The following is a 14,907-nucleotide window of genomic DNA, read 5'->3' as shown; positions in this document are numbered from 1 at the left end:
CAGGTGAACACATGAATACAAAGAAAATTTGGCTGTTTGCAATGGTTTTCGGTATACTGGCCACTTTGATGATGTTTATGATGGTGAGTGGAGAACCAAAGAAGTCTGCACAACCAGCGCCTACAGAAGTTGCGGGTGCGAAGGATAAAGAGAATGAAGAAAAAGTTGCCGAGAAGGTAGATGTAGAGGAACCTAAAGGAAATGAAATGCTTCCGTTTTCAAAAGGCAATCGAGCAATAAGTATCGCAGTCAATGATCCCCAAGGGGTAGCCGGTTTTATTACCCCAGGCTCTTTTGTTGATATTGTATCCATAATGACAGTGCCGGAAGAATATAAAGACAAGCAACATGATGCGGCGACTCTTCTTTTACAAAATGTAAAGATACTGGCGATTGGACATGCTGTGGATGACGAAGAAACAAGGAAAAGATATCAAATGGTAACGATTGAAGTCACACCTAGAGAAGGACTAGCTCTAGGGTTTGCCACCAAAAATGATTTGTATTTAATGCTTAGAAATGAAGGCGATGACAAGCTTGAACCTGAACATACACATATCCATGCAGATGATTTACACGAAGGGGTGTTTAGATAATGGTGAAGATTTTTTCGATGGCAGAAAATGATGAAGTAATCTCAAAGCTAGAAGAGGTTTCCTTCAGTCTTGGTTGCGAAGTCGGATGGGCTACCAATGAATACAAGTTATTTGACCTACTGAAATCTACAGACAATGGGATTGTAGTGTTACCTCCCTCAGATCATTACGATGTTTATGCATTGTGCCGAAAGGTTACTCAACGATTCCCGCAATCGGCGGTGTTATTAGTGTTTCAGTCAGAACGTGATCCTGATATGAAGCAAGTGTTGAGAGCGGGGGCAGCGGATGTTATTTTTCTTACCTCCTCTTTAGCGAAAATCAAAGAAGATATTCAGCTTGCTATTTCAAATAGAGAGTTTAACCGTCCGTTTGCTCTAACTAGAGATGAAAAAAATGCAAAGGTTATTACGGTTGCCAGTACCAAGGGGGGAGTTGGAAAAACGACGGTCGCGGTAAATTTGGCTGCTTCTTTCAGTAAGAAATTAGAAAAAGTGGCGGTGATTGATTTAGACCTTCAATTCGGGGATATCGCCATGTTTATGGATGTGAAGCCAAAACTGACAATCTATGACTGGATAAAAGAAGATCTGGAAGGACTACAAATTGATAACTTCATGACGCCGTTTAAAAATGGAATTTCTATTTTGGCAGCCCCCCAGCGTCCAGAGTTTGCGGAAGTCATTACAGGCAACCATGTTAGAAAGGCGATTCATGCATTAAAAAAACAATATGATATCGTTATTATCGATGTGTCGTGCCATATGGATGAAAATGTGATTGTCGCATTGGAAAATTCAGATGAAATTCTTGTGATGACGTATTTCGATTTACCAACGCTCAAAAATAGTAAAATGCTTATCGAAACATTAGAATCACTTCAATTAGCGGAGCGGACGAAGCTAATATTAAACAGACAAATGAAAGTGAAGGGAATCACGTCAGCGACAGTTGAAAAAGTCGTCGGCAAAAAAATATTCGTTGCTCTCCCTACTATGGAGAAAAAAGTGATTGCTTCCATCAACGAAGGACAACCACTCTTTTACTTATACCCAAGATCAAAACTAGCAAAGAACTTTCGTAAAGTAGCTGATTCTTTAGTAAAACCAGAAGTACGGATTGGAGCGAAAAAGCAAAAGGCAAGAAAACTAGTCCAAGCTGGGGGGCATGCATAATGTCTTTACTGACAAGATTGGGAGGTCCCACTCAAGAGTTTAAAGAACGAAAGGAAAGTTTTATTAAAACAAGGTCCTTTTCAAAGTTAACGGATTTAGAGGTGAAGCTCCACAATCATCTCGTTGATGAAATAAAAAAGCCTGAAAACCAAGATAAGGACATGGATCTTTTAATTGAAACGCTCGTAAATGATTTTTTAGAAATAGAAGGAGAACAGCTCACATTTGAAGAAAAAAAGCAATTAATGAGCGATATTTCTCATGAGTTGACTGGTTTTGGTCCGATTTCACCTCTTTTGGCTGATCCAAGAGTTACGGAAGTGATGGTCAACGGACCAAACGATGTTTATATAGAAGTAAACGGGAAAATTGAAAAAACAGCGATTCATTTTCGTGATAATATGCATGTATTGCGAGTAATCGAAAAGATTGTTTCTCCGCTTGGAAGGCGAATTGATGAAAGTGTTCCGATGGTCGATGCGAGGTTACCTGACGGGTCCCGTGTCAATGCTATTATACCGCCACTAGCTTTGAATGGACCTACAGTTACAATCCGGAAATTTTCGGATACGCCTTTTACGATATATGACTTATTGCGAATGGGCACTTTAAGTGAAAATATGGCGAACTTTTTAAAAGCAGCAGTAGAATCAAAGTTAAATATATTTATAAGTGGAGGAACTGGATCGGGGAAGACGAGTACGTTAAATGTCCTGTCGTCATTCATTCCAAAAAATGAACGAATTGTAACGATTGAGGATGCTGCGGAATTGAACCTTTCTCAGGATCATGTTGTATCACTAGAATCCCGTCCTCAAAATATTGAAGGTCAAGGAGAGATTACAATCCGTGATCTTGTGCGAAATTCACTCCGGATGCGACCAGATCGTATTATCGTCGGGGAAGTTAGAAGTGCAGAAGCGCTTGATATGCTACAAGCGATGAATACTGGTCATGATGGAAGCCTTGGAACAGGCCACGCGAACTCTCCTAGGGATATGCTTGCAAGACTTGAAACGATGGTGTTGATGTCCGGGTTTGATTTACCTGTACGAGCGATTCGTGAACAAATTTCTGGTGCGCTAAATCTTATCGTTCAACAATCACGATTAAAAGATGGAACAAGGAAAATTACAAAAATAACAGAGGTCCAAGGACTAGAGGGAGACATCATTACGCTCCAAGATATTTTTGTATATAGTGAACAGCAAAATCCGCACACTGGGAAGGTTAGTGGAAAATTTGTTTCAACAGGAATTATTCCTCATTGTGTGGAGCAACTTGAATTAGCTGGAAATCAAATACGTCCTCTGTTTAAGGAGGAGTGGTAAATGAAAGATTCACTTCCGCTTATTATTGCTCTCTCGTTCATTATTTGTACAGTCGTCTTTAAATTAGTGCTTTCTCTTATTTTTGAAAAAGGAAAATATGAAAAAAGATTAAAAAAATATGTTTTCATGCTAAACCAAGCTGAGATGGAAAAGAAAAAAGAGACTCCTAGACGTAAAAAGAATTCCTTCATTAAGACTGCGGCGAAAGGAATCGAGTCTGTTTTTAATCTTTCCAAACAAGAACATCTCCTTATACAATCCGGAGTGAAGCTGTCCCCTGGAGAATTAATTATTGGCAGGTTTCTTGTATCGTTATTATGTATGTTTTTTGGTTACGTCCGCGATTTTCATATGCTAGTCATTTTAGTTTGCGGGATTATTGGCTTTTACTTGCCTACTATGTATATAAAAAACAAACGAAAAAAACGCCTGCAGAAATGTTCGGAACAGCTTGGATCTGCCTTAGGCACAATGGCAAATGCATTACGGGCGGGATTTAGCTTTATGCAAGCGATGAAGATGGTCGCAAGTGAAATCGAGGATCCGCTTGGTCCGGAATTTACAAAAGCATTGCAGGATATTAATTATGGAATCCCTATCGAAGATGCTTTTGAGAGTTTATTAGAAAGACTTCCGGATAAAGAACTGGATCTAGTCTTAAATACATTGCTTATTCAGCGGCAGAGTGGTGGAAATTTGGCCTATTTAATGGAAACGATGCAGGAAACGATCATTGATCGTACAAGAGTAAAGGACGAGGTAAAAACATTAACGGCTCAAGGAAGAATGTCGGCAGTTGTTATTACCATCTTGCCTATCGCCTTAGCTCTTTATATTAAACTTGTTAATCCTGAATACTTTCAAATGTTATTTTCACATCCTTTAGGTTGGGCGATGGTTGTTGTTGGGTGTCTAAATATTTTGCTAGGTTGGCTATTTATAAAAAAGATTGTACACATTGAGGTGTAAAATGTGATTACGATATATTTTCTCCTATTTAGTGCTCTATTTTTCACTTTATTCGTTGGAGGGATTCTGAGTCTTTTATATAAAAAAGAAATCATTATCTCAAAAAGAATCTCTCACTATTTCAACATTGATACGAAGAAAGAAAAGGAAGAAACAAAACAAAGAAAGCAAAATCAACCGAAATTTTTATTTTTGAAAACGGTTAGTGATCAAATAAAAAAGTTTCTTGATCAGAAAACGACCACTTCAAGTAAAAAAGACTTGGAAAAAAAGTTAAGAGAAGCGGGTTATCCCCTTAAACTATCACCAATCGATTTCCGATTTTTGCAGCTCATCATTGGAGGAGCTTTATTCTTTATTTTTTACTTACTGCTAAATAAATCAGATGCAAACCCGTTTTCCAGTACGTTATTAGCTGGGATTGTAGCAGCTCTTGGCATGTATTATCCTGCCTTTTATTTAAGTGTAATCATCAAAAAGCGAAGACTCGAGATTCAAAAGAAGATGCCTGATTTCTTTGATATGGTCAATTTATCCATTGAAGCTGGAATGGGACTGGATGCCTCCCTTTTAAAAGTGTGTAATCAGATGAAGGGGCCGCTTTCCGAAGAATTTTTGCAAACATTAGAAGATATGAAACTTGGAAAATCGAGAAGAGAAGCTTTCTCGGATTTAAGAGCCCGCGTTCCTGTTCATCAGTTTCAAGGTGTGATTACTTCCTTGATTCAGGCTGATATGTTAGGTGTAGGGATGGCGAAGGTCCTGCGCACATTAACGGAAAGAATCAGGGAACAACGAACACAACTAGCGCGAGAGCAAGCGATGAAGGCACCTGTAAAAATGGTTTTTCCGATGATGCTCTTTATTTTCCCTGCGATTTTTATCGTATTAATGGGTCCGTTGGTTATTTATTTAATACAAAATGTGTTTTAATATATGGAGTGCCTTGATTTCTTAGGAAACGGGCACTTTTTTATTGGTGAATGCGCTTGCATTTTATGTAGGATAGCTATATAATCTTTTTCAAATGAGGTGAATACAAATGAAAGAGACTGAAAATTTAGAACGATTTATAGATGCAGTTCAATATGTGGGAAGAATGTTAAAGAGAAATGTCCGTGATCAAGCATCCCCACAAGGAATAACAAAGACTCAATGGTTTATATTGCGTCACCTTTGGAAAAAGCCGTGCACAATCGGAGAATTAGCAGAAAAATTAGAAGTCCGCTCGAGTTCCATGTCACAAATGATTGATCGAATGGAGCTTGCAGGTCTTGTACAAAGGACGACAGATCCACAAGATGGACGTACGAAAATCGTCATGTTGAGCGATTCAGGAAAAAACCATTTAGAAACGATAACTAGCGCTGGGGTTGAATTACTTTCTGATCCTTTTTCAAAATTTAGTAAAGAAGAGCAGCAAATGGTCGTTGAACTTTTGGAAAGATTTAAGGCAAATCTTTCTTCGACATTTGAAGATAAGAAGTAAAGCTCATAAATACTTAGGTTCGCTATATAAATAAAAAGTAATTGGAGGGAAATAAATGTGAGAAAGTTAAGCCCTTATTTAAAGCCACATTGGCTTTTCGTATTACTTGCACCCCTTTTAATGGTGCTTGAAGTGTGTATGGATTTACTTCAGCCGAGGCTGATGGCAACGATTATTGACGAAGGAATCATGACGGGAAATCTTTCCCTAGTGAAGTCAACGGGGGCTTGGATGCTGCTGATCGCCTTTATAGGGGTAATAGGTGGTGTCGGATGTACGGTTTTTGCAAGCTTTGCATCCGTTCATTTTGCAGCAGATTTACGTGAGGATTTATATAAACGTGTCCAGACCTTTACGTTTAAGCAGTTAGATCGTTTTTCTGGGGGACAGCTCGTTACTAGGCTTACAAACGACGTTACTCAGCTTCAGTTGTTTGTCGAAATGCTTTTAAAGATATTTGTTCGTGCTCCATTGTTAATAATCGGAAGCACCGTAATGGTGATTATCATTAGTCCGAAGCTGGCATTAGTGTTAGTTGTGTCAATGCCACTGCTTTTTACAGCACTGTATTTGCTTGTCCGCTATGCGTTTCCGATGTTTTCAAAAGTGCAAGCAAGGTTAGATGGAGTTAATAACGTTTTGCAGGAAAATCTTCGCGGAGTGCGATTAGTAAAAGCATTTGTTCGCGGTGATTTTGAACGTGAAAAATTCAATCAACAAAATACGGAGTACACTGATTTTGCTATAAAAGCATTTCGGATTATGGCTTTAAATATGCCAGTCATGATGTTGATCATGAATGTATCGATCGTTGCCATCCTTTGGTTTGGCGCTGGGCAAACATGGGCAGGTCATCTGCCTGTGGGTGATTTAGTTGCATTTATTAACTATGTTACTCAAGTTTTGTTCTCGCTTTTAATGGTTGGGATGCTCATGATGTCCATTTCTCGAGCAAAAGCTTCCGCTGATCGTGTTAATGAAGTGTTGAACATTGAGCCGGAAAAACAGACTCCAAAAGCTCAACCATTAAAAAATATAGGGGGCAGCATTGAATTTAGAAATGTTTCCTTTGCTTATGAACAAGACCAAGAACTAATTTTGAAGAATATTAGTTTTGATGCGAGACGTGGTGAAAGAGTGGCCATCTTAGGGGCTGCCGGAACGGGGAAGTCGTCGCTCATTCATTTAATTCCTGGGCTCTATGAACCGACAGGTGGTTCCGTCATATTGGATGGAAAAAATGTATTGGATTTTCCATTTGAAGAACTCAGAAAACATATCGGTCTCGTGCTTCAGCAGACTATTTTATTTAGCGGGACTATCTATGAAAATATTAGTTTTGGAAAACCAAATGCTTCGATGGAAGAAGTGGAAGCGGCGGCAAAAGCGGCGCAGGCCCATGAATTTATTAGCAAAATGCCAAACGGTTATGATACTGTTTTAGGCCAACGTGGGGTCAATTTATCGGGAGGGCAAAAGCAAAGAATTTCGATTGCTCGTGCACTTTTATTGAAACCCGCCGTTCTCATATTGGACGATAGTACGAGTGCGGTTGATGTGAAAACTGAAATTGCCATCCAAAAAGCTTTGCAATCAAATTGGAGCGATAGTACATGTATTTTCATCGCGCAGCGCATCTCATCCGTTGTAGATGCAGATCGAATTATTGTGTTAGAGAATGGAGAAATTGCAGCAGAAGGAAAACATGAGGAATTGCTTTTAAACAGTCCAATCTACCAAGAAATTTATGCATCCCAGCAGCGAAAGGAGGAAATACTCCATGCCTAATTCCAAAGAAAGAAGCCAGCCAGCAGGGCCTCCTCCGGGTTTTCATCATGGGCCAGGTCGTCACATGCCAAGGGGACCGGTTGTAAAAGCTAAAAATACGAAGGAATCGTTAAAAAGATTATGGCATTATTTACGCATGCAAAAATCCGGCTTAATTGCCGTAACTATTTTTACAGCGATAAGTGCTGTTCTTATGCTGACAGGTCCATATTTAATTGGGATATCGATTGATAAATATATTATTCCGCATAATTACAATGGACTACTTTGGCTATGCTTGGCTTTACTATTTGTTTATATAGGCAGTTCTGCTTTTTCGTGGTTGCAAATGCATGTAATGGCTACAGTGTCCCAAAATACAGTTAGAGAAATGCGTCGGGATTTATTTGATAAATTGCAGAAACTACCAATCCCTTATTTTGATAAAACAGCTCACGGAGAATTAATGAGCCGAACGACGAATGATATGGACACCGTTTCGAATACTCTTAATCAAAGCATGGCACAGTTTATCAATAGTGTGCTGACACTGGTGGGGGTCGTCATTTTTATGCTTGTGATGGATGTATGGTTAACGATTGTAAGCATGCTAATCATTCCGCTCGTTATTTTGATAACAAAAAATGTAGCGAAGTTCACTCGGAAATTTTTTAGTAGCCAACAAAAGGAACTAGGTTCATTAAATGGTTTTATTGAAGAAACGGTATCTGGGCAAAAGGTAATTAAGGTGTATCGCCGGGAAGAGAAAGCGCTAGAGGAATTTCGCGAAAAGAATTTGGCTTTACGGAACGTTGCCAAGAAAGCTCAAATTTTTGCTGGTGTGATGGGACCTTCCATGAACTTTGTGAATAACTTAGGCTTTGCGCTCATCGCAGGAATTGGCGGTTACATGGCACTCAAGGAGATTGTAACAATTGGAATTGTGGTTGCGTTTTTAAACTATTCTCGGCAATTCAGTAGACCAATTAACGAGCTTGCAAATCAGTTCAATTTATTGCAGTCTGCAATTGCAGGGGCAGAGCGTATATTTGAAGTAATGGATGAAGTGGAAGAAGACGATATTCGCGAAAAATTACCTGACCTTTCACGTATCAATCATTCAATTGAGTTTGAAAATGTTTCGTTTGCCTATTCCCAAGACGATGGGGCAGTATTGAAAAACATTTCTTTCATGGCGGAAAAGGGGCAAAATATAGCACTTGTTGGTCCTACAGGTGCCGGGAAAACAACGATTGTAAACTTGCTAACCCGTTTTTATGATATAGAAAAGGGTAGTATTAAGGTGGATGGCACTGATATTAAAATGTGGGATCGGAATAGTTTACGTAAACGTATAGGAATCGTTTTGCAGGATGCCTTTTTATTTAGTGGGTCAGTCCTGGAAAATATCCGTTATGGACGTTTGGATGCTACAGATGAGGAAGTGGTGAAAGTAGCTAAAATGGCGAATGCGGATGGTTTTATTCGCAAATTACCTGAAGGATATCAATCTAAACTATCTGCAGATGGAGGTAATTTAAGTCAAGGCCAGCGTCAGCTTATTACGATTGCGCGTGCCATTTTGGCGGATCCCGACATATTAATTCTTGACGAAGCAACGAGCAGCATTGATACGAGGACTGAAAGACAAATACAAGATGCGATGAAAACATTAATGGCAGGCCGTACAAGTTTTGTCATCGCACACAGACTCAGTACCATTCGTGAAGCCGATATTATATTCGTCATTAAAGACGGAGAAATTTTTGAACGGGGCAACCACGATGCTTTAATGGAGCATAAAGGATTTTACTATGAGCTCCAAATGAATGCAGGGACTGCCCAGAAGGCAGTATAATGAGGGTTCCTCTTAAGTTTAAGCATTTCACGTAACTTGGGAGGAATCTACGTATCTTTGTCGAAACGCTTATATATGAGATTATTAATAAAAGGAGTAGATACATATGGCTCAAAAAGTACGACTTGGAAAAACGGATTTGTATGTGAATCCGATCGGTCTTGGTACGAATGCAGTAGGGGCAGCACGCTTAAATCCGGATTTAGATGGTGAGCTTGGAAGAGATATTATTAGAACGGCTATCCAAAATGGCTTGAATTTCCTCGATACAGCTTTTATTTATGGTCCGAGACGCTCGGAAGAAATCATCGGAGAAGTGTTAAAAGAAACGGGTAAACGAAGTGAGATTATCATCGCTACAAAAGGTGCACATCGTTTTGAAGGGGAGGATATTGTTGTTGATAATTCTCCTAGCTTTTTGAGGAGTTCTGTTGAAGAAAGCTTAAACAGACTACAAACCGATTATATTGATTTGTATTACATCCATTTTCCCGATGAAGATACTCCAAAAGCTGAAGCGGTCGGCGTTTTAAAAGAGCTTAAAGATCAAGGGAAAATTCGCTCTATCGGTGTGTCTAATTTTTCCTTGGACCAGTTAAAAGAAGCGAATGTTGACGGTTATGTAGATGTATATCAAGGGGAATACAATCTTTTAAATCGATCAGCAGAAAAAGATTTTTTCCCTTATATGTTGGAACACAACATTTCGTTTGTGCCATATTTCCCACTAGCTTCGGGCCTGCTCACTGGTAAATTTAATAAAAACTCACAAATTACAGATGCCCGTGCAAGAAAGCCACATTTCCAAGGGGAAGAATTTATTAAAAATCTAGAAAAAGTGGACCAGCTTAGAAAAATAGCTGAAGCGAAGGAAGTAGAAATAGCTCATATTGTATTGGCTTGGTACTTAACAAGAGACGCCGTTGACACAGTTATCCCAGGCGCTAAAAGACCAGAGCAAGTATTGAATAATCTTAAAACATTGGAAGTTAGCTTAACAGAAGCTGAAATTAAAGAGATTGACAGGATTTATAGTTAAAAGGGCCAATTAGGTCCTTTTTCTATTTAACTGCCAAAATCGTAAATTCCCATGGAATGTTTTCATTTTTCCAGCCGCGATGCTCATCAAATTTTTTCAATGTAAAACTAGATGAAATAACTGAATTTATGATCTCACTAAGAGTATACGACTTAACTACAACATCCGGAAAATCCTGCTGTTCATCCTCTTCAAAAAAATGTTTATACGCTAAATCTCCATTACGTAGCTCAGTGTCAAAGTAACCGGATTGATTTTGAGAGTTTACAAACTTTCTTAATGGATGAAAATCACTCAATACCATAATTCCTTCATCATTTAATAAAGAAAATAGGATATACATGAATGGATCAATCTCAGAAAAATAGTGTAAAATCCCTCCTTCTAAATAAAGGATGTCAAAGTGGCCACCAAATTTGTCTAGATCAATATCATAAATATCAGTAACAATATATTGAATAGAGGTATTAGCGTGCTCTGCTAATTCCATTGCATATCTCTTGTTCTCTTCCGAAATATCAAACACAGTGACATCAGCACCTAATAAAGCTAGTGGAACGGCTTTTCGTCCATTGGAACCACATAGATTCGCAATCTTCTTTCCCTCGATTTTCTCAAAATACGGTTGATGTTTTTTTAATGCTGCTAATGGGTCTTTTAAAATAACTTTTGTCTTTTCTTGAGGTGATCCATCTCTCTGAGTCCAAAACTCATATGCTCGATATTCCCAAGCTATTTTATTTTTTCGGCTTTGGTCATTCAATTTTTCATACCCCCGTTTTCAAAAAATGGGCCGTACAATTATATAATGGACATTTCCAACGATTATTCGTTTTTTCAAGAATAGTAAAGGACGCATTATCGATATAAGTAGTAGGAAATTTTTCTGGGAGCAAATGTTGTAACGTTAAACCGATTAAGGCTCCATGGCTTACTATTAACACTTTTTTATCTTTATGCTTAGCTGTCATATATTCTAAAAACTCAATTCCTCTTTTAGCAACCTCTTCATACTTTTCCATCCCAAGGTCTAGTTCGCGCCAATTTTCCCCCCAGGTATTTATTCTTTCTTCCTCTGTCGTTCCTTCAATTTTTCCACAATGAATTTCGCGGATCCTTTTATCTAGATGAACAGGTAAATGTAACAGATCACTAATAATTTTGGCAGTTTCATACGCTCGAGATAGATCACTTGAAATAAGAAAGTCCCAACGATCTTTATTCTGCAATCTATTTCCTAAAGCTAGTGCCTGTTCTTTTCCTGTATTATTTAAAGGAATATCCGATATTCCTTGTGCTTTGCCAAGTACATTCCATTCGGTTATTCCATGTCTAATAAATCCAATAGTCGTCACTAACTATCATTCTCCTTTATATCAAAATATTGATTATTAAAAGCATATCATTGATACGCTATGTTGCCCGTTCTCATCATTTTGCAGTATGTATAGTCTTAATCAAACGTTTGATTGAATTTAAAAAAAGGAGCAATTATCGTGTTAAACAAACATTCGACTATAGATGCACAATTCACGGATAACGCTCCGAAACTCCCGTATAGCCGTGGATTACTAAGGGAGTAAAGAGCTAATCAAACGATTGATTAAATTGAAAAGGGGAGCAGAAAGTTAATCAAACGATTGATTAAATTGAAATAGGAAGCAGAGCATTAATCAAACGTTTGATTAAAACGAAAAATTTGAACATAAGCATTTGCTCTAATAGGAATGGCGGCTAGTAAACGTCTCTGAATGGCCAGTAAAAAAGGAATGCCGGCCAGTAAAATAGAAATACCAGCCAGTAAACTTCTCCAAACGACCAGTAATATTATAACGACACTGGTAAACCGATAGAATCACCGTGCACTGATGGAAAATGCCATTGCTAAAATGGGAGAAACTTGAGTCCAGTCATAAAAAATAGGGACTTAGCTATAAACCAGTCCCTATTTTTATATAATTATACGATCTTCGAATTCCCAAGATCCGCTTCATTTCCATGTTGTTCAGGCACCCGTGCAAGGATTGCAATCCCAATTATAAATAGAATGACGAGGCTGAATACACCGTATGAAGTGTGACCTGTAATTTGTGCAGTGACCCCTAGTAAAAGAGGTCCCATGATGGAAGCAAATTTTCCGATAATATTATAAAAACCAAAGAATTCATTGGATTTTTCTTTTGGAATCATCCTTGCAAAGTAAGAACGGCTTAATGCTTGAATTCCTCCTTGGGAAGTTGCGACCAACATTGCAAGTATCCAAAAATCAAGAGCTGTTTTCATAAATACGGCATATATACAAACGATAATATAAACAATAATTCCGACGTTCAGCATTTTTTTTGCACCGAATTTATCTGAAAACTTCCCATACAAAATAGCAAAAGGAGCTGCTACCACTTGAGTTGCAAATAAAATAATCAAGAGAGTAGTAGAGCTAATCCCCATATCAGTGCCATACGCAGTGGCCATAGAAATAATCGTTCCGACCCCATCGATATAGAAGAAATAGGCGAGTAAAAATAAAAACAGTGTTCGATATTTCCGAATATCTTTAAAGGTTTGGCCAAGGCGTTTAAAGCTATTTGCGATTGGATTCGGTTCGCGTTCAATATAATAGCGCTGATGAACATCTTTAAACATAGGGATTGTGAAGAGTCCCCACCAAACAGCTGTAATAAGGAAGGAAATTTTACTGGCCACTCCAGGTGAGATTGGAATGATCTCTTTCTGCGAGAGGATAATTATTGCAATACTGATAATAAACGGAATGGTACTTCCGATATATCCCAAACTATACCCGCGAGCAGATATACGATTCATTCGTTCTTCCGTTGTGACATCAACGAGAAACGCATCGTAGAACACAATAGATCCAGTAAAACCAACAGTGGATATCATATAAAATATTAATAATAGCTGCCATTGCTCTCCTGGGATAAAAGCGAGTAATGCTGTTGCTATTACTCCCATTACGAAAAAGAAAGTGAAGAACTTTTTCTTTAGCCCCCGATAATCAGCAATCGTTCCTAGAATAGGATTAAGCATTGCCAAAATAAAGGTTGCGATTGCGATTGTATAACCTAAATATGCGGTTGAATCAACGTCGCTCACTCCTGCAGAGCTAGCCATTGATTTATAAAAAATAGGGAACACCGCGGACGTAATGATAATCGAATAGGCTGAGTTCGCCCAGTCGTAAAGAATCCAACTATTCTCCTCTTTAGAATAAAACTTTTTCACCCATTTCCCCCCTTGTTTTTTTATATCCTTATTGTACTAGAATAGCGGATTAGAATGTTGGAATTTTTACAAAATTAACATTTCCTTTACGATTTTTCCATCAGTATCTCCCAGATCAAGACCTAGCAATTTTGCGAAAGTGGGTCCTTCGTCCACTAGGTTCATGGAAGGAATATTTACTTTTTCTTGAATTCCTTTCCCAGCAGCGATGATGACAGTTTCGTAATTTTCCTTTTTCGGTGAATAACCATGAGAAGCGACTGTATACCTTCGTTCCTCTACATCTTCTTTCGTGATCGAATCAATAAACTCTCCTTCTAATTGTTCATGGAAATAAAAGCCTCTTCGCGCCTCGATCATGTAAGCTGCTTTCTCGTCGGCACCTCTTTTTCCTGCTTCTTCACCTGTTAGGACGAACTCTATTCCGTTATTTTCATCCTGCGATAGATTTTGTAATAGTTCACCTACACGTGTTTTCGTTTCCGTGTCATTAATGTCATGTACATATATATAGGCAGAGCCGTCGCAACTTTTACAATATGCTTTCCAATGTGCGACTTTTCCTTTTTCATTCACATCAATAAAACCTTGTTCCCTCAAAAGGACATTTAATTTCACTGCCTTTGATTCATCTAAAGCACTGTGATCTCCAAGAACCACGATTGTAGAATTTTCATAAATTCCAGCATCTTTAAGTGCATGTAAGATTCTACCTAACCGTATATCGTGGCGTTGTAAGGCAGCCTGCGCTTCCTCAGAGGAAAATCCGTGGTAATGTCGCTGCGTATCAAGGTCGGTGAAATGGACAAGCAATAAATTTGGTTTTTTCGTTTCAATTGTATGGACAGTAGACTCTAATACAAAATCATCGAGTTCTGGTTGACTGAGACCTTTTCGAATATGCCCAAAACGATTATTCATATCGATTTGGTAAAAAACACTGCCATTTGCTAATGAAACAGCAATTTGATTAAGCCAAGGACGATTGGAAAAAATCTCTGGCATATTGTAGTCAATATTTGCTTTTGCGGTAACGGGCCATAATAAAGCAGCCGTTTTCATGCCAGATTTTTTCGCTTCATCATAAAGAGTTGTCCCTTTTATATGGAATCGATGCCAATACCAGTCAGGAGAAGGATTTCCGGGCTGAAGAAAGGTGTTATTAATGACACCATGTCGATTAGGGAATTTTCCAGTCACGATTGATGTGTGACACGGGTACGTCACAGATGGGTAAATAGTCTCTACATGTTTACAATATGATCCTTTATTTAATAGTTCCTGAAAGTTGGGAAGATCCTCGAGTAGGGGAAAATCCAATGCTGAAAGACAATCAAATGAAATGACGATTAAATGATCCGTAAGACGCGTCATGAGTACCTCCTGTAAAAATATATCTAGTTCCATCATAATGCTAGTTATAGCCTATTGCCAATTAAT

At 38.4% G+C, this 14,907-nt stretch carries 13 protein-coding genes; 9 read left to right on the top strand and 4 right to left on the bottom strand.

What is annotated here, in order from left to right; genetic code table 11:
* Positions 1 to 11 precede the first annotated feature (11 nt).
* The 9 genes from cpaB to KHA93_RS15075 all read left to right on the top strand — a co-directional run bounded on the left by cpaB (position 12) and on the right by KHA93_RS15075 (position 10,224).
* Positions 12 to 596: a Flp pilus assembly protein CpaB gene (gene cpaB / locus KHA93_RS15115; protein WP_213111493.1), complete on the top strand. Its 585-nt coding sequence runs from the start codon at positions 12 to 14 to the stop codon at positions 594 to 596.
* A complete protein-coding gene (locus tag KHA93_RS15110) occupies positions 596 to 1,771 on the top strand; it encodes a CpaE/TadZ family protein (RefSeq protein WP_213111492.1) in 1,176 nt (391 codons plus the stop codon). Before cpaB ends, KHA93_RS15110 begins: the two co-directional genes overlap by 1 nt.
* Positions 1,771 to 3,102, top strand: a complete 1,332-nt coding sequence (locus KHA93_RS15105) for a TadA family conjugal transfer-associated ATPase (protein WP_213111491.1) — start codon at positions 1,771 to 1,773, stop codon at positions 3,100 to 3,102. The genes KHA93_RS15110 and KHA93_RS15105 overlap by 1 nt, the downstream gene beginning before the upstream one ends.
* Positions 3,103 to 4,071: a type II secretion system F family protein gene (locus tag KHA93_RS15100; RefSeq protein WP_213111490.1), complete on the top strand. Its 969-nt coding sequence runs from the start codon at positions 3,103 to 3,105 to the stop codon at positions 4,069 to 4,071. It abuts the gene before it with no gap.
* Positions 4,072 to 4,074: 3 nt separating this feature from the next.
* Positions 4,075 to 5,004, top strand: a complete 930-nt coding sequence (locus KHA93_RS23740; RefSeq protein ID WP_213111489.1) for a type II secretion system F family protein — start codon at positions 4,075 to 4,077, stop codon at positions 5,002 to 5,004.
* Between the two features lie 109 nt (positions 5,005 to 5,113).
* The gene (locus tag KHA93_RS15090) at positions 5,114 to 5,560 is read left to right on the top strand and encodes a MarR family winged helix-turn-helix transcriptional regulator (RefSeq protein WP_213111488.1); all 447 of its coding nucleotides are present in this window, start codon (positions 5,114 to 5,116) and stop codon (positions 5,558 to 5,560) included.
* A gap of 57 nt (positions 5,561 to 5,617) precedes the next feature.
* Positions 5,618 to 7,348: an ABC transporter ATP-binding protein gene (locus KHA93_RS15085; RefSeq protein ID WP_213111487.1), complete on the top strand. Its 1,731-nt coding sequence runs from the start codon at positions 5,618 to 5,620 to the stop codon at positions 7,346 to 7,348.
* The gene (locus KHA93_RS15080; protein ID WP_213111486.1) at positions 7,341 to 9,185 is read left to right on the top strand and encodes an ABC transporter ATP-binding protein; all 1,845 of its coding nucleotides are present in this window, start codon (positions 7,341 to 7,343) and stop codon (positions 9,183 to 9,185) included. The genes KHA93_RS15085 and KHA93_RS15080 overlap by 8 nt, the downstream gene beginning before the upstream one ends.
* A gap of 106 nt (positions 9,186 to 9,291) precedes the next feature.
* Positions 9,292 to 10,224 carry an aldo/keto reductase gene (locus tag KHA93_RS15075; protein WP_213111485.1) on the top strand — a complete coding sequence of 311 codons (933 nt, stop codon included), beginning with the start codon at positions 9,292 to 9,294 and terminating at the stop codon, positions 10,222 to 10,224.
* A gap of 22 nt (positions 10,225 to 10,246) precedes the next feature.
* Here KHA93_RS15075 and KHA93_RS15070 read toward each other — a convergent pair whose 3' ends face one another.
* The 4 genes from KHA93_RS15070 to KHA93_RS15055 all read right to left on the bottom strand — a co-directional run bounded on the left by KHA93_RS15070 (position 10,247) and on the right by KHA93_RS15055 (position 14,841).
* Positions 10,247 to 10,987: a class I SAM-dependent methyltransferase gene (locus tag KHA93_RS15070; RefSeq protein WP_213111484.1), complete on the bottom strand. Its 741-nt coding sequence runs from the start codon at positions 10,985 to 10,987 to the stop codon at positions 10,247 to 10,249.
* 4 nt (positions 10,988 to 10,991) lie between these two features.
* Entirely contained in the window at positions 10,992 to 11,579 is a 588-nt protein-coding gene (locus KHA93_RS15065; protein ID WP_213111483.1) for a histidine phosphatase family protein, read from the bottom strand.
* Positions 11,580 to 12,183: 604 nt separating this feature from the next.
* The gene (locus KHA93_RS15060) at positions 12,184 to 13,467 is read right to left on the bottom strand and encodes an MFS transporter (RefSeq protein WP_213111482.1); all 1,284 of its coding nucleotides are present in this window, start codon (positions 13,465 to 13,467) and stop codon (positions 12,184 to 12,186) included.
* Positions 13,468 to 13,533: 66 nt separating this feature from the next.
* Positions 13,534 to 14,841, bottom strand: coding sequence for an alkaline phosphatase family protein (locus KHA93_RS15055; protein WP_213111481.1), 1,308 nt, complete (start codon positions 14,839 to 14,841; stop codon positions 13,534 to 13,536).
* Positions 14,842 to 14,907 lie beyond the last annotated feature (66 nt).

This window comes from Lederbergia citrisecunda, assembly GCF_018343695.1.
Taxonomy (GTDB): domain Bacteria; phylum Bacillota; class Bacilli; order Bacillales; family Bacillaceae_C; genus Lederbergia; species Lederbergia citrisecunda.
This window is presented reverse-complemented; position numbering and strand designations above follow the sequence as displayed.

Coding starts and splice junctions, on each gene's coding strand:
- cpaB (WP_213111493.1), top strand. CDS start 12: ATGAATACAAAGAAAATTTGGCTGTTTGCAATGGTTTTCGGTATACTG.
- KHA93_RS15110 (WP_213111492.1), top strand. CDS start 596: ATGGTGAAGATTTTTTCGATGGCAGAAAATGATGAAGTAATCTCAAAG.
- KHA93_RS15105 (WP_213111491.1), top strand. CDS start 1,771: ATGTCTTTACTGACAAGATTGGGAGGTCCCACTCAAGAGTTTAAAGAA.
- KHA93_RS15100 (WP_213111490.1), top strand. CDS start 3,103: ATGAAAGATTCACTTCCGCTTATTATTGCTCTCTCGTTCATTATTTGT.
- KHA93_RS15090 (WP_213111488.1), top strand. CDS start 5,114: ATGAAAGAGACTGAAAATTTAGAACGATTTATAGATGCAGTTCAATAT.
- KHA93_RS15080 (WP_213111486.1), top strand. CDS start 7,341: ATGCCTAATTCCAAAGAAAGAAGCCAGCCAGCAGGGCCTCCTCCGGGT.
- KHA93_RS15075 (WP_213111485.1), top strand. CDS start 9,292: ATGGCTCAAAAAGTACGACTTGGAAAAACGGATTTGTATGTGAATCCG.
- KHA93_RS15055 (WP_213111481.1), bottom strand. CDS start 14,841: ATGACGCGTCTTACGGATCATTTAATCGTCATTTCATTTGATTGTCTT.